The sequence below is a fragment of the Streptomyces sp. NPDC047081 genome, assembly GCF_040643775.1.
Taxonomy (GTDB): Bacteria; Actinomycetota; Actinomycetes; order Streptomycetales; family Streptomycetaceae; genus Streptomyces.
Genome location: NZ_JBEYUY010000010.1, coordinates 1 through 20,857 on the forward strand (window position 1 = coordinate 1; position 20,857 = coordinate 20,857).

At 70.4% G+C, this 20,857-nt stretch carries 23 protein-coding genes and 1 pseudogene; 9 read left to right on the top strand and 15 right to left on the bottom strand.

The window, feature by feature from the left end; genetic code table 11:
- Positions 1–83 (bottom strand): annotated as a pseudogene (locus ABZ848_RS20185) (GntR family transcriptional regulator); the annotation flags it as partial.
- Positions 84–100: 17 nt separating this feature from the next.
- On the opposite strand from ABZ848_RS20185, the gene ABZ848_RS20190 reads away from it, so the two are divergent.
- Genes ABZ848_RS20190 through ABZ848_RS20200 form a run of 3 tightly spaced genes read left to right on the top strand, consistent with a single transcriptional unit; the run spans position 101 to position 1,124 of the window.
- A complete protein-coding gene (locus tag ABZ848_RS20190; RefSeq protein ID WP_360833555.1) occupies positions 101–502 on the top strand; it encodes a hypothetical protein in 402 nt (133 codons plus the stop codon).
- On the top strand, positions 499–999 hold the full coding sequence (locus ABZ848_RS20195; protein ID WP_360833557.1) for a RidA family protein: 501 nt from the start codon (positions 499–501) through the stop codon (positions 997–999). The genes ABZ848_RS20190 and ABZ848_RS20195 overlap by 4 nt, the downstream gene beginning before the upstream one ends.
- The gene (locus ABZ848_RS20200) at positions 996–1,124 is read left to right on the top strand and encodes a hypothetical protein (protein WP_360833559.1); all 129 of its coding nucleotides are present in this window, start codon (positions 996–998) and stop codon (positions 1,122–1,124) included. The genes ABZ848_RS20195 and ABZ848_RS20200 overlap by 4 nt, the downstream gene beginning before the upstream one ends.
- Positions 1,125–1,132: 8 nt before the next feature.
- Here the strand turns inward: ABZ848_RS20200 and ABZ848_RS20205 are convergent, their stop codons facing one another.
- Positions 1,133–2,053 (bottom strand): SGNH/GDSL hydrolase family protein, encoded by a 921-nt coding sequence (locus ABZ848_RS20205; RefSeq protein ID WP_360833561.1) that lies wholly within the window; start codon positions 2,051–2,053, stop codon positions 1,133–1,135.
- Between the two features lie 182 nt (positions 2,054–2,235).
- On the opposite strand from ABZ848_RS20205, the gene ABZ848_RS20210 reads away from it, so the two are divergent.
- On the top strand, positions 2,236–2,691 hold the full coding sequence (locus ABZ848_RS20210; protein WP_360833563.1) for a hypothetical protein: 456 nt from the start codon (positions 2,236–2,238) through the stop codon (positions 2,689–2,691).
- Positions 2,692–2,715: 24 nt separating this feature from the next.
- On the opposite strand, the gene ABZ848_RS20215 is transcribed toward ABZ848_RS20210, so the two are convergent.
- From ABZ848_RS20215 to ABZ848_RS20230, 4 genes are all read right to left on the bottom strand, one after another.
- Positions 2,716–4,005 (bottom strand): alpha/beta hydrolase-fold protein, encoded by a 1,290-nt coding sequence (locus ABZ848_RS20215; RefSeq protein ID WP_360833565.1) that lies wholly within the window; start codon positions 4,003–4,005, stop codon positions 2,716–2,718.
- A gap of 176 nt (positions 4,006–4,181) precedes the next feature.
- Positions 4,182–4,757 (bottom strand): transcriptional regulator, encoded by a 576-nt coding sequence (locus tag ABZ848_RS20220; protein ID WP_360833567.1) that lies wholly within the window; start codon positions 4,755–4,757, stop codon positions 4,182–4,184.
- Between the two features lie 118 nt (positions 4,758–4,875).
- The gene (locus tag ABZ848_RS20225) at positions 4,876–6,135 is read right to left on the bottom strand and encodes an MFS transporter (protein WP_360833569.1); all 1,260 of its coding nucleotides are present in this window, start codon (positions 6,133–6,135) and stop codon (positions 4,876–4,878) included.
- A gap of 145 nt (positions 6,136–6,280) precedes the next feature.
- Positions 6,281–6,904 carry a DJ-1/PfpI family protein gene (locus ABZ848_RS20230; protein ID WP_360833571.1) on the bottom strand — a complete coding sequence of 208 codons (624 nt, stop codon included), beginning with the start codon at positions 6,902–6,904 and terminating at the stop codon, positions 6,281–6,283.
- Positions 6,905–6,992: 88 nt separating this feature from the next.
- Here ABZ848_RS20230 and ABZ848_RS20235 point away from each other — a divergent pair, with 88 nt between their 5' ends.
- Positions 6,993–8,330 carry a PLP-dependent aminotransferase family protein gene (locus tag ABZ848_RS20235; RefSeq protein ID WP_360833573.1) on the top strand — a complete coding sequence of 446 codons (1,338 nt, stop codon included), beginning with the start codon at positions 6,993–6,995 and terminating at the stop codon, positions 8,328–8,330.
- 155 nt (positions 8,331–8,485) lie between these two features.
- Positions 8,486–10,015, top strand: coding sequence for a ubiquinol-cytochrome c reductase cytochrome b subunit (locus ABZ848_RS20240; RefSeq protein ID WP_360833575.1), 1,530 nt, complete (start codon positions 8,486–8,488; stop codon positions 10,013–10,015).
- Here the strand turns inward: ABZ848_RS20240 and ABZ848_RS20245 are convergent.
- The 4 genes from ABZ848_RS20245 to ABZ848_RS20260 all read right to left on the bottom strand — a co-directional run bounded on the left by ABZ848_RS20245 (position 9,930) and on the right by ABZ848_RS20260 (position 13,650).
- The gene (locus ABZ848_RS20245) at positions 9,930–10,334 is read right to left on the bottom strand and encodes a cytochrome c oxidase subunit 4 (protein WP_360833576.1); all 405 of its coding nucleotides are present in this window, start codon (positions 10,332–10,334) and stop codon (positions 9,930–9,932) included. The two genes, ABZ848_RS20240 and ABZ848_RS20245, sit on opposite strands and share 86 nt — an antisense overlap.
- Positions 10,331–12,004, bottom strand: coding sequence for a cytochrome c oxidase subunit I (gene ctaD, locus ABZ848_RS20250; RefSeq protein WP_360833578.1), 1,674 nt, complete (start codon positions 12,002–12,004; stop codon positions 10,331–10,333). Before ctaD ends, ABZ848_RS20245 begins: the two co-directional genes overlap by 4 nt.
- A gap of 187 nt (positions 12,005–12,191) precedes the next feature.
- Positions 12,192–12,836 (bottom strand): NAD(P)H-binding protein, encoded by a 645-nt coding sequence (locus ABZ848_RS20255; RefSeq protein ID WP_360833580.1) that lies wholly within the window; start codon positions 12,834–12,836, stop codon positions 12,192–12,194.
- A gap of 31 nt (positions 12,837–12,867) precedes the next feature.
- Complete coding sequence (locus ABZ848_RS20260; protein WP_360833582.1) at positions 12,868–13,650, bottom strand: MBL fold metallo-hydrolase; 783 nt, start codon at positions 13,648–13,650, stop codon at positions 12,868–12,870.
- 139 nt (positions 13,651–13,789) lie between these two features.
- Here ABZ848_RS20260 and ABZ848_RS20265 point away from each other — a divergent pair, with 139 nt between their 5' ends.
- Both ABZ848_RS20265 and ABZ848_RS20270 read left to right on the top strand, forming a co-directional pair.
- Positions 13,790–14,680, top strand: coding sequence for an AraC family transcriptional regulator (locus ABZ848_RS20265; protein WP_360834122.1), 891 nt, complete (start codon positions 13,790–13,792; stop codon positions 14,678–14,680).
- Between the two features lie 146 nt (positions 14,681–14,826).
- The gene (locus tag ABZ848_RS20270) at positions 14,827–16,023 is read left to right on the top strand and encodes an FAD-dependent monooxygenase (RefSeq protein ID WP_360833584.1); all 1,197 of its coding nucleotides are present in this window, start codon (positions 14,827–14,829) and stop codon (positions 16,021–16,023) included.
- An 8-nt stretch (positions 16,024–16,031) separates the two neighbouring features.
- Here ABZ848_RS20270 and ABZ848_RS20275 read toward each other — a convergent pair whose 3' ends face one another.
- The 4 genes from ABZ848_RS20275 to ABZ848_RS20290 all read right to left on the bottom strand — a co-directional run bounded on the left by ABZ848_RS20275 (position 16,032) and on the right by ABZ848_RS20290 (position 19,463).
- Positions 16,032–17,246: a cytochrome P450 gene (locus ABZ848_RS20275; protein WP_360833586.1), complete on the bottom strand. Its 1,215-nt coding sequence runs from the start codon at positions 17,244–17,246 to the stop codon at positions 16,032–16,034.
- 24 nt (positions 17,247–17,270) lie between these two features.
- A complete protein-coding gene (locus tag ABZ848_RS20280) occupies positions 17,271–18,236 on the bottom strand; it encodes a PDR/VanB family oxidoreductase (RefSeq protein ID WP_360833588.1) in 966 nt (321 codons plus the stop codon).
- A 90-nt stretch (positions 18,237–18,326) separates the two neighbouring features.
- The gene (locus tag ABZ848_RS20285) at positions 18,327–19,082 is read right to left on the bottom strand and encodes an IclR family transcriptional regulator (RefSeq protein WP_360833590.1); all 756 of its coding nucleotides are present in this window, start codon (positions 19,080–19,082) and stop codon (positions 18,327–18,329) included.
- A 30-nt stretch (positions 19,083–19,112) separates the two neighbouring features.
- Positions 19,113–19,463 (bottom strand): helix-turn-helix domain-containing protein, encoded by a 351-nt coding sequence (locus tag ABZ848_RS20290; RefSeq protein ID WP_360833592.1) that lies wholly within the window; start codon positions 19,461–19,463, stop codon positions 19,113–19,115.
- 131 nt (positions 19,464–19,594) lie between these two features.
- Here ABZ848_RS20290 and ABZ848_RS20295 point away from each other — a divergent pair, with 131 nt between their 5' ends.
- Entirely contained in the window at positions 19,595–20,335 is a 741-nt protein-coding gene (locus tag ABZ848_RS20295; RefSeq protein ID WP_360833594.1) for an ANTAR domain-containing protein, read from the top strand.
- Here ABZ848_RS20295 and ABZ848_RS20300 read toward each other — a convergent pair.
- A complete protein-coding gene (locus ABZ848_RS20300; protein WP_360833596.1) occupies positions 20,314–20,760 on the bottom strand; it encodes a hypothetical protein in 447 nt (148 codons plus the stop codon). The genes ABZ848_RS20295 and ABZ848_RS20300 overlap by 22 nt on opposite strands.
- Between the last annotated feature and the right edge of the window lie 97 nt (positions 20,761–20,857).

Sequence of the window (20,857 nt, forward strand, 5' to 3'; positions counted from 1 at the left end):
CCGCTGCCCTGACGGGACTCGACCCACCCTTCGCTCTTCAGCTCGGCAAGCACCCGCTGCACGGTCTCACGGGACACCCCGAACTCGTCCGCGAGTCGAGGTGCTGGAGCTGCTGACCGCGGCCGGGCTGCCGCCCGAGCGGGTCGTGCTGTGCAACGTGGACGAGTACATCGACGGCCCGTACCTGCGTGAACTCGCCGCCGCCGGGGCGACGTTGGAGTGGTGCTTCGGCAACGAGGCCTACTACCGCGACGGCTACAAGGACCCCACCGACGCCGAACGCCTGGACGCCGTCGAGGAGTTCCTCGCCGACGGCTTCGCCGACCGTATGGTGCTGGGCTGTTCGGTGTGGACCAAGACCCAGCTGCGCCGCTGGGGCGGCATGGGCTACGACCACCTGCTGCGCCGGATCGTCCCGGCCCTGCGCGGCCGCGGAGTGGACCAACGGCTGCTGGACACCCTGCTGGTGGACGGCCCCCGCCGGCTCCTGGACCGCCCGTGAGCCCCGCCGACACCCCCGAAGCACGCGCCGCCCGGCTGGGCCTCGCCGTCCCCGACTACGGCAACCCTCCGTACGGCGGGCGGTACGGCACCGTGAAGGCGTTCCACCGCAGCGGCCGTCTCGTCTTCCTCAGCGGATTCACCCCGGAGGACCGGGCGGGTGTCATCCTGCACCCCGGCAGGCTGGGCGACGACGTCACGCTCGCCCAGGGCCAGGCGGCGGCCCGCGCCGCCGCCGTCAACGCCCTGGGCGGCATCCGCCTGGCCCTCGGTTCCCTGGACCGGGTGACGTCCGTGGTCCGCGCCCTGTGTTTCGTGGTCTGCACCGCGGAGTTCGAGGAGGTCCACCTGGTCGCGGGCGCCGCCACCGACCTCCTCGTCGAGGTCTTCGGCACGGAGGCGGGCGTGGGCGGCCGGGCCGCGATCGGGGTGATGCAACTGGCCCGCCGCAACTGCTTCGAGATCTGGCTCACGGTGGAAGCGGACACGGAGACATGACCTCCACCAGGTCGCCGGATCACCGGGTCAGTCGTCGAGTGCTCGTCGTCGGGCTCTTCCCACACTACGTCGCCGCACAGGACTGGGCCCTTGCCCGCCTCCTGGCGGGCAAGTTCCTCTCGTGACCGGAGCGTCAGTGCCCGCGGCCTGCCTCCAACTTCGCCATTACGGCCTCCGCCATGGCCGCCTCCCCCTTCGCGTTGGGGTGGGCCGGAGCCGCCGGTGAGGCCGGCTGGAGGGGCTCGATCCAGCGGTCCGCGGGCGCTTTGCACATGTCGTGGCCGCGTGTGGGGCCGTAGGTGTCGACGTACTCGACGTGGTTGAGCGCGGCCGTCAGGCGGAGCATCAGGTTCAGGCGCTTCTCGGTGTCGCGCAGGTAGGGGAAGTCCTTGGCGGCGAAGGGCACCGAGGGGTAGCAGCCGCTGCCGTCGTCGGGTAGGAGGTCCGGGTATCCGACGACCAGCACGCGCGCGTGCGGTGACCTTTCGTGCACGTCCTTGAGCACCTTGGTGATCTTCGGTGCTGTCTTGAGGATCGTCAGCGCCAACTGGTCGACGCCGGACGAGGTGTAGTACTGCTGGCAGGGGTTGCCCGCCAGGTCCTTGGCGGCAAGCTGGGCGCAGGTGCCGATGATGGTGCCGAATCCGATGTCGTTGCCGCCGATCTGCACCGTCACCAGGTCGGTGTCCCGGTCCACGGCGTCCAGTTGGGGTCCGTTGGTGCCCTGGGGCTTCCACATCTCCTCGGTGGTCGCGCCGCCGCAGCTCATGTCGACGAAGACGGTTGTTCTTCGCTCCTCCGCCACCAGGGACGGGTAGTTGTGGTCGGAGCGGGCGCAGTTCGCGTCCACCTGGGTCGGGATCAGGGGGCCCGAGGTGTAGGAGTCACCGAGGGCCACGTACTCGGTGTTCCGGTCGCCGTGTCCGCCGTTCGAGTGCGCCGCCGCGGGTGTCCCGGCGGCCAGGACCAGCGCACAGCCACTGACCGCGGCCGCAACTGTCCTTGCCCGTCGGCGCGTCGGCGCCGGTGCAGCCGGATCCGTCACATGTCTCATGGAGGCCTCCTGGTCCGAGCCGTCATGGCAGGGCTCGACCCGCGTGCGGCCGTACCCCGTTCAACTGAGCTTGTATACCGGCCAGTAGTGCCCGTGGACCAGGGTCGTACGCCGACCAGTTTTCATGTGCTGTACTGCACTTCTCCCCCCGCCGCTCCAGATCGCTCCGGAGGCTCCGTCCCATGGCCCGCCTGTACCTGCGCTCCGGCATGGACCCCGACGCTCCCGAGACGGCCTACGCCGTCCTCGTCGTCGACGCCGAGGGCACGCCCGGGGAACGTGCCGTCGCCGCGCTGGGCTCCTACTGCTACGAGGGCGACGGCGCGTTCTACCTGGTCCGCACCGACGGCTGGGCCGAGAAGTCGGCCGAGGCCGGTCACCTCGTGGTCGGCATCGCCGTACACCCCGTGGCATTGCGTCAGGTCGGCGTGGACCCCGCGGACTTCCCCGGCCGGTCGTCCGTGGACCCGCGGGCCGTGCTGGTGCTGGAGGTCCGCGCGTCCGCCGACCCGGCCCTCACCTCACACCTGGCGGAACCGACCGCCGTCTTCACCGCGGGCCCCGACGCGACGCTCGACGAACTGCTCGCGTCGGACGACGAGTGGCCCATGCTGCTCGCTCCGCCGCCGGAGAAGTGACGCGGCCCAGGCAGCAAGCGGCCGTCACTTGTGCCGTGTGGCGGTGGGAGCGGGCTCCGTGCCCTCGGCGCGCAGGGTGCCGTGGTCGGGCTTGGGGCGGGCGGCTTCGACCGTGCCCTTCTTGTGGGGGCGGGGAACGATGTCCTGCGGGAACGTCAGCTGCTGGTTCATCCACTTCAGGGTCGCGGGCATCTCCCGTACCCAGGTCGGGAAGTTGTGGCTGCCGTGCTCGGGCAGGATCGAAACGACGCGCATGGGTGCGCGGACGGCCCTGATGAACGCCTGGGTCTGCGGGTAGCCGCGCTCGCCGTGCTTGCTCTCGGCGACCAGGACGGACACCTGCGGGGCGGGCAGGTGCTTGAGCCGCCACATCAGGTCGTGGCCGTTGACGCGGTTGACGCGGCCCAGTCCGCTGCCGAAGAGGTTGCCGGTCGTCGGGTCGTCCTTGACGCGGTAGTCGGGAGAGAGGGCGCCGGCCGTCGTGTAGACGTGCGGGTTGCGCATCGTGAGCTGCAGGGCGCAGCTGGCGCCCGACGAGTAGCCCATGACGCCCCAGGCGCTGGCGTCATGGCCGACCCGGTAGGCGGACTTCAGGGCGTCGGGCAGGTCCTTGGCGAGGAAGGTCTCGGTCTGCGGGCCGCCCGGGACGTTCACGCACTCGGTGTCGCGGGGCGGGGCGATGGTCGGCCGGATCATCACCATCACGGTGGGCTGCATCCGGCCGCTCTTCTGCAGCTGTCCGGCGATCTGTGACACCCGCAGATACTGCGCGAGGTTGAAGATGCTGCCCGGGTAGCCGCTGAGCGCGACGATCACCGGGAAACGCTGCCGGTGATAGGCCTTCTGGAAGTACTGCGGCGGCAGGTACACGAAGGCCGGGTCGATCACGCCCGTGCGCCGGCCGATGACCTTCACGGACTCCACGCGCCCGTTCACCGACGCGGGCCCGGAGGGCAGTCCGCTGACCCGGCTGAGCTGCTCGTCGGAACCGGGCTGCACCAGCGCCCCCTTGACCGCCACACCGTTGGCGGTGTCGTCGTCGTTGCCGGCGCCTGCCCGGGTGACGCCGACGGGTGCGGTCTCGACGTGGCCGAAGAGCTCGCCCCACGATCCGAAGAACTGGTACGACGAGTTGAGCCAGCACGCGAACGCCGCGACGATCACCACCTGGGTCACCCCGATGGCCGCCAGCCGTCCCAGCACCTGCCGCAGCCCCTTCGCGGCGAACCGCGGCCACAGCCACACCAGCAGCCCCACACATACGGCGGCCAGGACTGCCGTCACACAGACGGTCGTCTCGCTCGTCAGACCCATACCACGATCCCCGTTTGCCTGTCGGCGCGGTCTCCTTCGTCCAGAAGGAGGGCTACTGACTCTTCTACGTTCCCCAAAGAACGCAAAAGGTACAAAGACGAGGGCCAAATGGTGGTCGGCCGCCACCCGCCCCGGCCTCAGGGCCGGTCGACGAGTGCGTGCACGGCTGCGCGGGTCTAGGCGGCGAACCCGATGGTGGTGACGTACTCGTACTCGCCCCACTGGCTGCCGAGGTCCATGGTCACGTCGTTGACCCAGGCGTCGTCGAGCGCCGAGTCGTCGCCCGCGGCCCAGGCCTCGACGATGCGGTCCCAGTGGCGGACGTTGAGGGTGCGGTATTCGATGACGCGCTGGCGGGGCCTGGGTACCTGGCTCTGGTTGAGCGGGTGGAACTCGACGCGGGTGCCGCGGCCTTCGCGGTTGAGGCGGGCGAGGAGGTACCGCGCGACGTTGTGGCGCCGCACCGTGCGGTAGGCGGTCTCGATGGCCTGCAGATTCTTCTTGGACGGGCTGCGCCTGCCGTCGAGCCAGGCCTTCAGGGTGCGGTCGGTGACCGCGAGGCCGGCGTCCCGGGCCGCCTGCCGGGCGTGGTCGCTGCGCGTGAGGTAGTGCAGGCGTGCCAGCAGGCCGCGGTGCTGGGTGATGGGGGTGGCGATGAATCCGGCGAGTGCGTCGAGCCGGCGGGCCACGGCTTCGTGCCCTTTGATGCCGCGGGCCCCGAAACTGCCGAAATCGATATTCCTCTCCGGCACCCTGGTCTCCTCGTTCCGAATAAGCAGCGAGCCCGCATGCGCGGCTATTCAATACAGGCCAATCATACCGCATTTCGCGGCTTTGATTGACCGTACAGCTCGTCAACTTCCGGTATTCTCACGGCTTTTCAGTTCCATTGTGGATGCTCTCATCGGGTGACGCCGAATATCGTGACTGCGCAATGGTGTCGACGATCCAGATGTTGCGCTGCCGGTCGGCCAGGACTGTCGAGAGTGCGAGCAGGAGGGCTCCCGCTGCGGCGGTGACAGCGACCAGGAGGGCGCCTTCCACGCCGTGGCTTTCCGCGAGACTGCCGGACACGGCCTGTCCGACAGCCACGCCGAGGGGACCACCGGCGCACAGGACGGTCATGGCGACGGCGGCGCGTTCCGTCGGAGCGAGGCGTTCGGTGAGCGCGTACAGGCTGATCATGTAGGGCGCGACGGTCAGGCTCGCGGCGGCGACCGCGGCGGGCAGGGAGATGAGTTGGGCTCCGATGAACAGGAAGAGCGTGCCCGCGCAAAGAGTCGCCGCGAAGGAAAGGTAGCGGGCGCGCAAGGAGAACTGCCGCGGGAGCCACGCGCAGGCGACACCGGTCAGGGCGCTGCCGATGCCGAATTCGGCGTAGATCAGGCCTGCGGCGCCCGGTTTGTCGATCGTGTCGGCGTAGACGGTGACGGCCGTCTGGACCGCCCCGAAGACCACCCCCATTGCGGCCATGGCCAGGAACATGACGGTTAGAGGGCGACCCGGCAGGCGCGGCTTGTCGTGCGGCGCGGTCGGCTGCTGGTCGGAAGCGGGATGGGCGTAGATCACGGCGAAGGGCAAGGTGGTTGCCACGATCACCGCCATGGTCGCGATGGTGGGCGCCAGCGGGCTCAGGGAAGCGAGCAGCCCGACGAACACCGGACCGGCGACGAAGCTCAGCTCGTCGGCGGACGCCTCGTAGGACAGGGCTGTCGGGAGCAGCCGGCGCTCGCCGCGGGACTGCAACAGGCGTGACCAGTGCACGCGTACGAGGGGGCCGACCTGGGGCTGCGTCACGCCCACGAGGGCGGACGCGACGAACATGCTGTCCCGGCCGCTGCCGAGGCTCGCGGCCAGCAGGGCGGCCCAGGCTGCGAAGTTGGCGATCGCTGCGACCACGCCCACCCGCCGGTGGCCGTAGCGGTCGGCCAGGACTCCGACCAACGGCCCGCCGAGGGCGATGGCGATGCTCTGGGTCGCGGCGGCGAGTCCGGCGAAGGCATAGCTGTGGGTCGAGGCCTGGAGCAGGATGAGTGTGGAGAGGGCTGAAGTCGCGTACGGCAGGCGGGCGAGCAGTCCCAGAGGGAAGAAGCCGGCGCCGGCAGCCCTCAACAGGGAGCGGTAGGACACGAGGTCTCCATCGGACACGTCGAGGAGACGCGCCACCCAGCCACCAACGCGTCGACGAGCCCGATTCAGGACGTCAACGTAGCGGTGACGGCCGAGCGTTGTACAGACTGGCTACTGTCCCGGACGCTGCTTGCGACTGCCTGTTTCAGGCAAGCACCGGCGTCGGAGCCGGCAGGTACGGCGTGATGTTGCGCCACGCGCGCTCGATGTACTCCTCCTTCTCACCGACCGGCGCGACATAGTGCAGCGCGCTCTCGGCGGCCTCCTTGCCGACCAGGCGGGCGATGATCCACGCGGCGAGGTAGTGGGAGGCGAGGCAGCCGCCTGCGGTGGCGATGTTCTCGTTGGCGTAGAAGGGCTGGTTGAGGACCTCGACGCCGGCGGCGACGACCCAGGGCTTGGTGGTCAGGTCGGTACAGGCGGGAATGCCGTTGAGCAGGCCGAGCCTGGCCATTACGAGCGCGCCCGAGCACTGGGCGGCGATGAGCTGGCGCGCGGGGTCGAGGCCGCGCAAGACGTTCATGATCGCGGGGTCTTCGACGACCTCGCGCGTGGCGATACCGCTGCCGATGATGACGGCGTCGGCGGCGCAGGCCTCCTCCGGCGTGGACATCTGCTCGATGACCACGCCGTTCATCGAGGTCACCTTGGCGGTGGGGGTGGCGATGGTCACACGCCAGTCGTCGGTCCTGACGCGGTTGAGGACGCCGAGGGCGATCAGGGAGTCGAGCTCGTTGCAGCCCTCGAAGGTGAGGATGGCGATGTGCACGGCGGCTGTCCTTCCGGGTGGGTGGAGCTCGACGGTAAGGACCCATGAGCAGGACAGTCAAAGAATTGTCATGGATACAATCCGGTGCATGGCTGCCCCGCGGTACAAGACGCTGGTCGACGCGCTCGCCTCCGACATCCGGTCGGGCCGGCTCGCCCCGGGGACGCGGCTGCCGACCCACCGCGGGCTCGCCGCCCGTGAGGGCATCGCCCTCGTCACCGCCACCCGGGTCTACGCCGAACTGGAGGCGATGGGCCTGGTGAGCCGGGAACAGGGCCGCGGCACGTTCGTGCGGGACATCGCGGTGCCCGCCGGTCACGGCATCGACCAGCAGATCGCCGCCAGCGATGTGGTCGACCTCAACTTCAACTACCCGGCGCTGCCCGACCAGGCCGATCTGCTGCGGCAGGCCCTGCGCGAGGTGGCCACCTCCGGTGAGATCGACTCCCTGCTGCGCTATCAGCCCCATCGAGGACGCCCCCAGGACAGAGCCTCCATCGCACGGCACCTCATGCGTCGAGGGATCACCGCCGACGCGGACCAGGTCCTCGTCGTCAACGGGGCGCAGCACGGGCTCGCCGTCACCGTCATGGCCGCGCTCAAAGCGGGGGACGTCGTCGCGGTCGACGCACTCACCTACCCGGGGTTCAAGGTGCTCGCGCACGCCTTTCATCTCGACCTGGAGCCCATCCCCGTAACCGCCGAAGGGCCCGATCTCGACGCCCTGGAGAAGCTGTGCGCGACCCGCCCGGTACACGCGATCCACACCATGCCCACCCTGCACAACCCGCTGGGCTGGGTCATGCCGGCGGCCGACCGCCTCCGTCTGATCGAGATCGCGCGGCGATGCGGTGCGCTCATCGTCGAGGATGCCGCATACGCCTACCTGGTCGAGGCCCCTCCCCCGCCGCTGGCGGCGACCGCGCCGGACATCACCGTCTACGTCTCGGGGCTGTCCAAGAGCGTCGCCACCGGTCTGCGGGTCGGCTTCGTCGTCGCGCCACCGTCCAGGGTGCCCTCGCTCGAACGCGCGATCCGGGCGACCACCTGGAACGCCCCGGCCCTCACCACCGCGATCGCCTGCCGCTGGCTCGACGACGGGACGGTGGACCGTCTGGAAGCGCGGAAACGAGACGACGCCAAGGCCCGACAGGCACTCGCCCGGCAGGAATTGGAAGGCCTGCCGCTCGTCGGTCACCCCGCCTCCTACTTCACCTGGCTGCCGCTGCCCGACGACGCACGCGCCGACCGCCTGACCGCCACCCTCGCGCGTCAGCACATCTCCGTCAGTACGGCGGAGCCCTTCACCACCACGAAGCACACACCGCAGGCGCTCCGCCTCGCTCTCGGCTCGACCGATCCGGACAGTCTCCGCTCGACGCTGCGCACCGTGCGGCGCGTCGCCCTCCAGGACGCCTGCGCCTGAGCTCGGCGCTCGACACCGTCGGCTCCCCCTCTGCTGATCGGGTGTTTGACGGTTGTCGCGCGAGTGTTTCGCCGGGGTGGGGTACCCGGCGCCGCGTACCTCTGGCAAGGCATGACCAGAGTGCAGCCGTGCGGGTGAGCAGAGGAGGCGGGTCCATGGGGAGTGTGCCGGGCGAACGCCCCCGGCCCGGCGAGCGGTTCGTGAACGCCGTGGACGGGCGGCTGCCGGTCCACGACGGAGGCGGGCAGTTGCTGCGGAAGGCCTTCCCGGACCACTGGTCGTTCCTGCTCGGTGAGCTGGCTCTCTACAGCCTCGTCGTACTCCTGCTGACGGGCGTCTGGCTGACCCTCTTCTTCAAGCCCGAGATGCGCGAGGTCGTCTACGACGGCGGTTACGCGCCGCTGCACGGGGTGCGGATGTCGGAGGCCTTCGACTCGACCCTGCACATCAGCTTCGACGTGCGCGGCGGGCTGCTCATCCGGCAGTTGCACCACTGGGCCGCGCTGGTGTTCATCGGCGCGATCGGGCTGCACCTGCTGCGGATCTTCTTCACCGGCGCCTTCCGCAGGCCGCGCGAGATGAACTGGGTCATCGGCGTCACGCTGTTCGTGATCGCCCTGGCAGAGGGTTTCGCCGGGTACTCGCTGCCCGACGACCTGCTCTCCGGGACCGGGCTGCGGATCGCCCAGGGCATCATGCTGTCGATCCCGGTGGTGGGGACGTATGTCGCCATGTTCGTGTTCGGCGGCCAGTTCCCCGCCCACGACATCGTTCCGCGCCTGTACGCGATGCACATCCTGCTGCTGCCGGGAGTCCTGGTGGCGCTCGTGACGGTCCATCTGATCCTGGTGTTCTATCTCAAGCACACGCAGTGGCGCGGTCCCGGCCGCACCAACGCGAACGCGGTGGGCAAGCCGCTCTTCCCGCAGTTCATGGCCTCCTCCATCGGCCTGTCGTTGACCGTCTTCGGTGTGCTGGCCTTCCTCGCCGGCGTGGCGCAGATCAATCCGGTGTGGGTGTACGGCCCCTACCGTCCCGACCAGGTCTCCACGGGTTCGCAGCCCGACTGGTACGTGGGTTTCCTGGAGGGCGCGCTCCGGCTCGTGCCGCCGTGGGAGACGAGCTTCGCGGGGCACACGCTGATGTGGAACGTGCTGCTGCCTGCCGTCGTACTGCCCGCCCTGCTGTTCGCCGTCCTGTACGCCTACCCCTTCGTCGAGCAGCGGCTGACCGGGGAGTGGCGGCAGGAGCAGCACCTGTGCGACCGGCCCCGCGAGCGCCCGGTGCGCACCGGGCTGGGAGTCGCGGGCATCACCTTCTACGGTGTGCTGCTGCTGGCCGGCGGGAACGACGTCATCGCGCAGAGCTTCCGGATCTCGGTGAACACCCTGACCTGGATTCTGCGGATCGCCCTGGTGGTGGGGCCGGTTGTCGCTTTCCTGCTGACCCGCGGGCTGTGCCACGCGCTGCTGCGCATGGAGCAGGAGCGGTTGAGCGGGGGTGAGGAGACCGGTGAGGTGCGGCAGACGCCGGCGGGCGGTTACGAGAGCGGCCACCGCCCGGTGACGGACTTCCGGCCCGGCGCTCCGCGCGTGCCGGTCAGCTCCGCTCCGGATCTGCGCCCCGGTTCACGTACTGGAAAACCAGACCCAGAACGCTCCGCGCCAGAATCCCGACGCCGATGAGGAACAGCCACAGCCCGAACACCACGCCGGTCGCGGCGACGGCGAAGCCGAGGGCGGTGAGGACCGGCCAGGGGCTGTGGGGCGGGAAGAAGTCCAACGGCCCGGCGGCGTCGGCCACTTCGGCCTCGGTACGGTCCTGGGGGCGCCGGCCGCGGCGGACGTACTGGACCGCGCAGAAGAACGACACGAGGGCGGCCATGGCGAACGCCACGACGAGGGCCGCCGTGCCGGCCGGGTCCCTCGACCACACGCCGTAGAGCGCTGCGGCGCCGCCGAAGAAGACGGCGACGCCTCCGAAGAGCAGTGCCTCGATCTTCACCGCAGTCCTTCCTTCTTCGCCTGCCGCGCGATGTCGGGGTGGTGCAGGTCGAAGGCCGGGGACTCCGAGCGCACCCGGGGCAGTGCCACGAAGTTGTGGCGCGGGGGCGGGCAGGCCGTCGCCCATTCCAGGCCGCGGCCGTAGCCCCAGGGGTCGTCCTCGGTGACGCGGGTGCCCTTGGCGGCGGTGCGCCAGACGTTGTACAGGAACGGCAGGGTGGAGATGCCGAGGAGGAAGGCACCGCTGGAGGAGAGGGTGTTGAGGAGGGTGAAGCCGTCGGAGGGCAGGTAGTCGGCGTAACGGCGCGGCATTCCTTCCTCGCCGAGCCAGTGCTGCACCAGGAAGGTCAGCTGGAATCCCGGGAACAGCAGCCAGAAGTGCAGCTTGCCCAGCCGCTCGTCGAGCACCTTCCCGGTGAACTTGGGCCACCAGAAGTAGAACCCGGCGAACATCGCGAAGACGACGGTGCCGAACAGCACGTAGTGCAGGTGCGCCACGATGAAGTACGAGTCGGTGACGTGGAAGTCGAGGGGCGGCGAGGCGATCAGCACGCCGCTCAGGCCGCCCAGCAGGAAGGACACCAGGAAGCCGACCGCCCAGAGCATGGGGGTCTCGAAGGAGAGCGAGCCCCGGTGCATCGTGCCGATCCACGCGAAGAACTTGATCCCGGTCGGGACGGCGATCAGGAACGACATGACGGAGAAGAACGGCAGCAGGACCGCTCCGGTGGCGAACATGTGGTGCGCCCATACGACCGCCGACAGCATGGTGATGGCGATCGTCGCGCCGATCATGGGGACGTAGCCGAAGAGCGGCTTGCGCGAGAAGACCGGGATGATCTCGGAGACGATGCCGAAGAACGGCAGCGCCACGATGTAGACCTCCGGGTGCCCGAAGAACCAGAACAGGTGCTGCCACAACAGGGCGCCGCCGTTGGCCGCGTCGAAGACGTGCGAGCCGAACTTGCGGTCGCACTCCAGGGCGAGCAGGGCCGCGGTCAGGACCGGGAACGCGGGGAGCACCAGGATCGACGTGAACAGGGTGTTCCAGGTGAAGATCGGCATCCGGAACATCGTCATGCCGGGGGCGCGCAGGCACAGGATCGTGGTGATGAAGTTGACGGCGCCCAAGGTGGTCGACACGCCGGTGACGACCAGTCCCATCACCCACAGGTCGGCGCCCGCGCCGGGCGAGAAGTAGGCGCTGTTGAGCGGGGCGTACGCGAACCAGCCGAAGGCGGCAGCTCCGCCCGGCACCACGAACCCCGACACGACCATCAGGCCGCCGAACAGGTACATCCAGTACGACAGCGCGTTGAGCCGGGGGAACGCCACGTCCGGGGCGCCGATCTGCAACGGCATCACTGCGTTCGCGAACCCGGCGAACATCGGCGTCGCGAACAGCAGCATCATGATCGTGCCGTGGATGGTGAAGAGCTGGTTGTAGGTGTGCTGGTTCATGAACTGCAGCCCGGGGCGGGCCAGTTCGGCGCGCATGCCGAGTGCGAGCAGGCCGCCGAAGAGGAAGAAGCCGAACGCGGTGACCATGTAGAGGCGGCCGATGACCTTGTGGTCGGTCGTCGTGAGCCAGCCCAGCAGGGTGCGGCTCAGCGAGGTCCCGGCAGGGGAGGACGTACGCCTCTCGTCGAGGCGTGGTGACACTTCGGTCATGGTCCTCCTCAGCCGTGCCGGAGCGGCGAGCGCCTCGCGAGTGCCCTGCTCGCGGGGCGGGAAACCGGCGCCCCGGTGGGCCCGGCGCGGCCGACCGCGGCACGGGCCCGACACTCCGAATGGGACGATTCACCCCTTTCGCGGCGACGCTACCGGTGAACCGCCCGAACACCGGGTCCGCCACGCCTCAATGTCCGACCGTGAAGCGGTGGCCCAGGTGCCGTGGGTGCTCGATCTCGTCGACGAGGGCCACGGCGAAGTCCTCGTAGGAGATACGGGCTTGGCCGTCCTCGCCCACAACCGGATGGTCCAGGGCGGTGCGGTAGCGGCCGGTGCGCTCGCCGGGCGCGAAGTGCACGGGCGGCGGGGAGATGTACGTCCAGGTGACGTCGTCACCGAGGACCAGATATGCCTCCAGCGCCCGGATCTGGCCGACGGCGTACGGCTTGAACTCCTCGGGGAAGCCGGGCGCGTCGAAGAAGCGCACCCCGTCGGCGTTCAGCAGACTGGCGCCACCGCCCATGTGCAGGATGCGCGGGCTGGCCGGGCCCAGGGCGCGTACGGCGGCGGCGACGCTGTCCACCGCATCGGTGTAGAGGCGGGCGTCGGGGCCGCCGACGGTCAGCACGAGGGCGTCGGCGTCCTTGGCGAGCGCCGCCACTGTGTCGGGGTCGGTGACATCACCCACCACCGGACGCACGCCGTCGGGGAGTCCGTCCAGCCGCGCCGCGTCCCGGGCGACGGCGGTGACGGCGTGGCCGCGCGCGGCGGCCTCGGCGACGACACGGGAGCCCGCCTTGCCGGCGGCCCCGAACACCACGATCCTGCTCATCGTTCGCGTTCTCCTTGTCCGGTGGGTGGGTTCAGGCTTCCTGGGCGCCGAAGAGGAACCGGTTGGCGATGTCGATCAGGAACGCGCCGCCGTACGACGGATACCGCCCGAGGATCGCCTTCTTGTACGCCTCCCCGTCGTCGCCGAGCAGTTCGCGCGCGTCGGCCAGGTAGCTACGCAGCTCGGCGTAGATCTCCGGTCCGGCGGGCAGCCCGTGCCCGGCCAGGACGGTGTCGTACGACTGCTCGACGGCGAGGGCGTCGACGGCCTTGCGCCAGCCGTCGATGTCGTTGTTGCCCAGGAACAGGTGGATGTCGTGGTAGACGAGGTCCTGGGCGACCAGGACGCCCTGCTCGGGCAGTCCGACGACCAGCTGGTCCGCGGCCTCCCCGCCGGAGTGGGCCTGGAAGACGAACGGCACGCCGTCGATCACCTCAGTGCCCGGCGTGATCTCGACGGTCGGGGTGAAGTCGGAGGCCGGGATGACGGCACCCGACGGGTCGCCGCTGTCGCCGTGGGCGGCGATCTGGTCGCGTACCGCGGGCAGGGCGTGGACGGGGGCGCCGAAGCGGCTCGCGCCGTTGAAGTGGTCGGGGTGGGCGTGGGTGACGATCAGCCGGTCGATCGGCTTGCCCAGGCCCTGCGCGTAGGCGACGACCTCGTCGGCGTAGCCGAGGGCGTACTGCCCGTCGACCGCGATGATCCGGGCCGGCGTCTCGATCAGCTGGGTGGTGACATTCAGACTGTCGTCCGGCGCCAGGTAGCTGTGGACGCGGACCGTTCCCTTGTCGATGACGGTGACAGTTCCGTTCATGATGCGCCTTCTTCCAGTCCGGACGGCATCCGGTCCGCCGTCCACTCCCCCACTGTCACGCCTGGACCGGTCTCCGGGCGAGATACCCTGAAGACCCGTGATGGTCGGAATCGGACATGCGGAAAGGCTGGTGACGATGATGACGCAGGCGCGGGCCGATCACTCGGTGGAGGGTGACGGCGCGATTCCCGGGTTCGGTTTCCATCCGCCCACGAGTCCCGTCTCCGGCATCGAGGTCACCGACCTGGCCACGGTGCACTCCCGGATGAGCGACGGACGTCTCGAGCGCGTCCACCGCGTCGACTTCCACTCCGTCGTCCTGATCACCGAGGGCAGTGGAGAACACGCGGTCGACTTCGTCACCCACCCCTGCCGCCCGGGCACGCTGCTGTGGATCCGGCCCGGCCAGGTGCAGCGCTTCGGGCGCGCCGGCACCATGAACGGCACCCTGGTGCTGTTCACGCCCGCCTTCCCGCCGCACCTGGCGAGCACCGACCGGCTGGTGCACGAGTGGTACGGGCCCGTCTCACGGCAGTTGGGCGCCGGCCGCGACTACGCCACCGTGTCCACGCTGGTGAGTCAGGTGCGGGCCGAGTTCACCCGCCCGGACGGCTCGGTGTCGCGGGAGATCCTCCAACTCCTGCTCGCCACGCTGCTGTTGCACATCGCCCGGCTGCCCTCCCCCGGCGAGCACGGCGACCCGGGCGCGGGCGGCGAGATCTACGCCCGCTTCCGCGCCGAACTGGAGCGCTCGTACGCCTCCACCCGCCGCGCCGAGGACTACGCCCACCGCCTCGGCTACACCGTCAAGACCCTCACCCGGGCCTGCCTGGCCGCCACCGGACAGCCCGTCAAACAGGTCATCGACGCCCGGGTCGCCCTCCAGGCGCAGCGCCTCCTCGCCCACAGCGACCAGCCCGTCGCGGTCATCGCCCGCGGCCTCGGCTTCTCCGAACCCACCAACTTCGGCAAGTTCTTCACCCGCCACACCGGCACCACCCCCGGCGACTTCCGCCGCGCCCACCAGTGAACCGACCCGCGCCTCGCTCAGCGCACCCCGGCTCAAAGATGCCGGCCGACGCCCGGCGTCGTCTCCTCACGGACGACGGCCACATTGCGTTGCCCGCCGGCACAGGCGCTTTCGGAGTCGCCGAAGCCCTGTGAGGATGTGGTCCCATGCCTCCCCCCGCGCACGGCCCACGCATCGCCATAGTCGGTGGCGGCATCGGCGGACTGGCCGTCGGCGCCTTCCTGCGCCGCGCCGGTCTGACCGCGACCGTCCATGAGCAGGCCGCCGCGCTCACCGAGGTCGGCGCCGGCATCATCATGGCTCCCAATGCCGTACGACTGCTGCGTCGGCTCGGCCTCATGGACCGGTTCCTGCGCCGGGCGGTGGCGCTGGAGTGGGGGTGGGAGTTCCGCCGCTGGGCGGACGGGCGTGTGCTGTCGGTGGAGCGGCTGAGCGGGGTGTGCGAGAAGTTGTACGGCGAGCGCACCTACGTGACTCATCGCGCCGATCTGCTCGACACGCTGAGGTCGGCCGTGCCCGGTGCGTGGGTCCGCCTGGGCGCCCGGTGCACGGGCGTCGAGGCCCGCCCGGACGGGGCGTTGTTGCGCTTCGGCGATGGCGGCGCGGTAGAGGCCGACGTCGTGATCGGCGCCGACGGCGTGCACTCCGTCGTCCGCAACACCGTCGCCGAGCCCGCGCCGCCGACCTACTCCGGCCTCTGCGCCTTCCGTGCCGTCGTCCCCGCCCGAGCCGCGCCCGAATTCGCCCTGCGTCCGGCCCAGACCCTCTGGCTCGGGCCCGGTCGGCATTTCGTGCACTATCCGATCGCCGGCGGCAGCGCCGTCAATGTCGTCGGCATCGCTCCGGCCGGTGACTACACGGTCGAGTCGTGGAACGCGACGGCCACCTCGGAGGAGTTCGGCGCGGAGTTCGCCGGCTGGGACCCGCGGGTGAGGGACCTCATCGCGGCCGGTGGCACGCCCGGACGCTGGGCGCTGCTCGACCGGGCTCCGCTCCGGCACTGGAGCCGGGGCCGGATCACCCTCCTCGGCGACGCCGCGCACCCCATGTTCCCCTTCTTCGCACAGGGCGCCGCCCAGTCCATCGAGGACGCGGCCGTACTGGCCCGCTGTCTGGCCGCCTCCCCGGACGAACCCGAACCGGCCCTCAAACGCTACGAGTTGGCCCGTATCGAACGCACCGCCCGCCTTCAGCACCTCAGTCACGCCCGCCGGGACATCAACCACCTGCCCGACGGGGTCGACCAGCAGGCCCGCGACGCGGCGCTCGCCGCCTCCGATCCGCTGGTGGGCAACGGCTGGATCTACGGCCACGACGCCGAGGAGGCGCTCGGGGGCAGCTGACGGCCTGTTCAGGCGGCCGGACGGACGCGCATCGGCAGCGAAGTCCAGGAGCGCAGGGTGTTGTTGGGGTGGCGGCGCGGTGGGCCGGTGAGTTCGAGGTGCTCGACCCGGCGGGCCAGGGCCGTCAGGAGCGTCTCGGCCTCCAGGCGGGCCACGTGCTGGCCGATGCACTGGTGGATGCCCATGCCGAAGCCGACGTGGCCGGAGGGGTCTCGGGTGAGGTCGAAGCGGTCGGGGTCGGGCCAGCGGGCCGGGTCGCGGTTGGCCGCGCCGAGGAACATGAGGATCTTCGTGTGGGCCGGGATGAGCGTGCCGGCGACCGTGACGTCGGTGGTGGCGGTGCGGAAGAAGGTCTGCACCGGCGACTGCCAGCGGATCGCCTCCTCGAAGGCGACCCGCGCCAACTCCGGCCGTTTCCGCAGCCGTTGCCACTCCTGGGGGTGGGTGGCGAGGGCGTACAGGCAGGCGGCGATGCCGTGGACGGTGGTGTCGAAGCCCGCGGAGAGCAGGGAGCGGACCACCAGCGGCGCCTGTTCCTGTGTCAGGTCGCCGCGGTCGGCCGCCGCCCAGATCTGTGCGCCGAAACCGTCCTCGCTCAACGCCTCACGCCTGCACTGGGCGTTGACCCAGGCCGACAGCTCGGCGAGTCGGGGGGCGTCCGCGGTCACGAGGCCGTTGCGCGGGCCGAAGGCGTTGAAGACCATGTTGCCGTACGGCAGGAGGTTCTCCCGGCCGTCCGGGCCCAGGCCCACCACGTCCGGGAAGGCCTGCAGTGGGAAGGCCTCGGCGAGGGCGGGGAAGGCGTCGAACTCGCTGCCCTGGGAGAGGACTTGGTCGACGATCTCCTCCGCCACCGCCTGCCAGCCGGCGCGCAGGCGGTGCAGGGCGGGCGGTGCGAGGATCTCGCGCAGTACCCGGCATGGTGCGTCGTGGAGGGGCGGGTCGGCCTCCAGGAGCAGGCTCGGCGGGCGCCACGGCTTCTCGTGCCGGAAGTTGGCGAGACCCGCCCCCGAGCCCGACTCGAAGTGCTGCCAGTCGAGCAGGGCCGCGTGCACGTGCTCGTAGCGGGCGAGCGCGTGGACGTCGTAACGCGAGAGGCGGACGACCGGGCCCGCCTCCCGCAGGGTCCGGTGCAGTGGCTCGGGTTCCAGGAGGACGTCGGCGGCGAAGGGGTCGGCGTCGCTGACGGGTGGTACGACGGGGCGCTCGAGTGCCTCGGTCATTGCGGCTCCTTGGGGCGTGCGGCGTCACAGGTCGAGGACGAGGCGGTCGTCGCGGGAGCGCGACACGCACAGGAACATGCAGTCGTTCGCGGCGCGTTCATGGTCGGCGAGCACGGAGTCGCGGTGGTCCGGCCGCCCCTCCAGGACCGGTGTCAGGCAGGTCCCACAGGTGCCCTGCTCGCAGGAGGACAGCACGTCGGCGCCCGCGCGGCGCACCGCCTCCAGCACCGAGACCTCCGGGGTGACGGTCACGGTGCGTCCGGTGCGGCGCAGCTCGACCTCGAAGGGCAGGTCCCGTACGGGCGGCGCCTGGAGCGCGGCGGTGAAACGCTCGACCCGCAGGGAGTACGGCGGCCAGGCGGCGCAGGCCGATTCGACGGCGGCGAGCAGCGGGGCGGGGCCGCAGCAGTACACCTTGGTGCCTGGTCGCGGGGTGCCCAGCCAGGCGTCGAGGTCCAGGAGGCCGGACTCGTCCTGCGGGACGACGTGCACACGATCGCCGTACGACTGTGTCAGCTGTTCCCGGAAGGCCATCGAGGCGCGCGTCCGGCCGCCGTAGAGCAACTGCCAGTCAAGGCCCAGGAGTTCGGCCTGGTGGATCATCGGCAGCAGTGGGGTGATGCCGATGCCGCCCGCGATGAAGAGGTACTTCTCGGAGGGGGCGAGGGGGAAGTGGTTGCGCGGGGCGCTGATGCCGACGCGGTCGCCCGGCCTCAACTCGTCGTGTATGTAAGCCGATCCGCCGCGGCCTTCGGGTTCCCGCAGGACGGCGATGCGGTAGGTGTGTGCGTCCCAGCGGTCGCCGCACAGGGAGTACTGGCGGGTGGTGCCGGTCGGCAGGACGAGGTCGATGTGGGAGCCGGGTGTCCAGTCCGGCAGACGGGTGCCGTCCGGGTGCGTGAGAGTGAGGGCCACCACGCCCTCGGCCACGGGTTGCTTGGCGGCGACCGTCAGGGTCGCCGCCTGCGGTGCATTCCCGGGTATCGCCATGTCGTCGCCTCCCGTCGCCGGTCTGCCAGGCAGGATGCGGGGGCGTGCCGTGCTGTCGCGACGGGCTTCTCATTCATTGAGAGAGCGAGTTCAGGTGCGGTGGGGCGCGCCCAGTGCGCGCGAGATGCCCCGGGCCGCTGTCCGGACCACCGGCACGATGGATGACGCGCCTTCCTCGTTCGGGACGATGACCGCCAGCGCGGCCACGACGTCACCGCGGGCGTCGCGCACCGGTGCCGCGATGCCGAGGGCGTCGGGATGCACGTAACCCGGGCAGTGCGCGTATCCCTGCCGGCGGATGTCGGCCAGTTCGGCCCGCAACCGGGCGGCGGTGGCCGGGGTGTCGGTGGTGAAGCGCTCCAGGGGGCCGTCGAGGAGCCGTTCGCGCAGGTCGGCGGGGCCGTGGGCGAGGAGGATCAGGCCGCTGGAGGAGGCGTGCAGGGGCAGCCGGCCTGCGATGCGGGTGTAGTTGATGACCGCGCCGGGTGCCGAGAGCCGCTCCAGGAACAGCACCTCGTCGCCGTCCAGTACGCCGAGTTGGACGTGGTGGCCGACGACGTCGTGGACGCCCTCCATGAAGGGCATCGCCGTGTTGCGCAGGGACAGGGTGGGTGAGGCCCGGGTCGCCAGTTCCCACATGCGCGTGCCGATCCGGATGCGGCGGTCGGCGTCGCGGGCCAGGAAGCCGTGGGAGACGAGTTCGGCCACCAGACGGGAGGCGGTCGCCACGTGCAGTCCGGTGCGGCGGGCGAGTTGGGAGACGGTCATGGCCGGCTCCTCGGGGGTGAACGCCTCGAAGATGCGCACGGTCCTCGTCAGCACCGACTCGCCGTTGCGTGTCCTCACCCTGTCATCATCGCGGTCGTCGCCGCGCACTCAGGACTCGGTCCGGACCTGCCCGACCACACCTTTGCGTTCGGCCTCGTCCCGCACCAGCATCGACAGCAGCGACGCCACGGTCAGCCCGGCCTCGGCGGGATGACGCAGGATCTTGCTCGGGTCGATGCGGTAGCTGTTGGCCCGCCCACTGCGGGTGTGGGACAGATAGCCGTCACGCTCCAGGTCCGCGATGATCTTCTGCACCGCACGCTCCGTGAGTCTGCAACGCGCCGCGATGTCACGGATGCGGGCGTTGTGGTTGTCGGCGATGCTGGCCAACACACGCGCGTGGCTGGTGAGGAACGTCCATCCGTTGTGCGGCTCGGGTACTCCATCGACTCCCACCATGACCAAATCCTACGACCGCACGTTCGCGCACACCAAAACGCGAAAGAAAATTCATGTATGCCTTGACGTGTCTTGAGGGGGGTATGAGTCTGGGAAGAGGGATTACTTCGAGTGTTCAGCGAGAGGCGATCATGCCGGAACGTTCCTATGAGGAGCCGTTCACGAGCGGATACCGCGCCGGGCGCACGTCTGAGCCCTTCAGGGATCTGGTGGTGAAGGCGGGGCCGGACGGCGACCGAGTGGCCGTCACCGTGAGCGGTGAGTTCTGCCTCGACGACAGTCAGAGCCTTCGGCACGCGCTGCGCGATGCTCTCGCCAGGTCCGAGACGGGGGTGGACCTGGATCTGGGCGGGCTGTCCTTCGCGGACTGTTCCGCGCTGAACGTGCTGCTGGCCATTCGCCGTGACGCGTTCGCAATGGAGAAGACGGTCGCCGTCACGTCCGCGAGTCCCGCCGCGGAACGCCTGTTGAGGTTCACGGACACCTATGACCTCTTCACGGCCGAGCCGGCCGAGCCCCCCGAGCTCACGGACGACGGGCTGCTGCAGGCCGAGGTCGTCCAGCTCCGGCGGGCGCTGCGGACCCGGCCGGACATCGACCTGGCCCGCGGGATCCTGATGGCGTCCTTCAACCTGGACCCGGAGCAGGCGTGGGAGGTGCTGGTCACCGCATCCCAGAACACGAACACCAAACTGCACCGCCTGGCCAAGGACGTGGTGACCGCGGTGCACGGCGCCGCGCTGCCGGACCCGGTCCAGAAGCAGCTCACGGCGGCCGTCGCCAGGGCCGGCAGGCCCGAGGCGCGGCCCGCGGACGACGCCGGTCCGGAGATCGTCCGCGAGAGCGAGTATCAGCCGCAGGCGTGCTGGTAGCGGCGCACCGGCGAAGGTGCGGCTAGCCGAGGAGCCGTAGGACCGCGTCCTCGATGTCGCCGTGGGTGGCCAGGCGTCCCGGAGTCGCGTCGATGCCGAGGCGCTACCTCGTCTCCTGGCCCGTGTTCGCCGCCCTTGCGGCGGGGACGCAGATTCAGCACCGCGAACGTGACCGCGTCCCGCGTCCACAGCGCGATCGCGAGCTCGCTGCGGGACAGGCCGCCGGGCCGGTCGCGGTAGAGGTCCAGCGTACCGATCGGCGATCCGCCCACACCGAGCGGCAGAAGCCCGGCACAGTGCCTCCGGGGCCTGCTGGGTGTCGACGCCCGGGCGGCGGCCGAGAGCGCCTCGACGACCCGCAGCCGTACCTCCGCCGCCGAGGGGTCCGCGCCGCCGGGAGGCTGTACGGAGGGGTCGGATGGCACGACCGTCACCTCCGCGTCGGCGAGCAAGGTCAGCAGACATGATCCAGCGGTGTCCCGACCCCGGTCCTCCCGACCGCATCCGGGCCGAGCGGGGTGC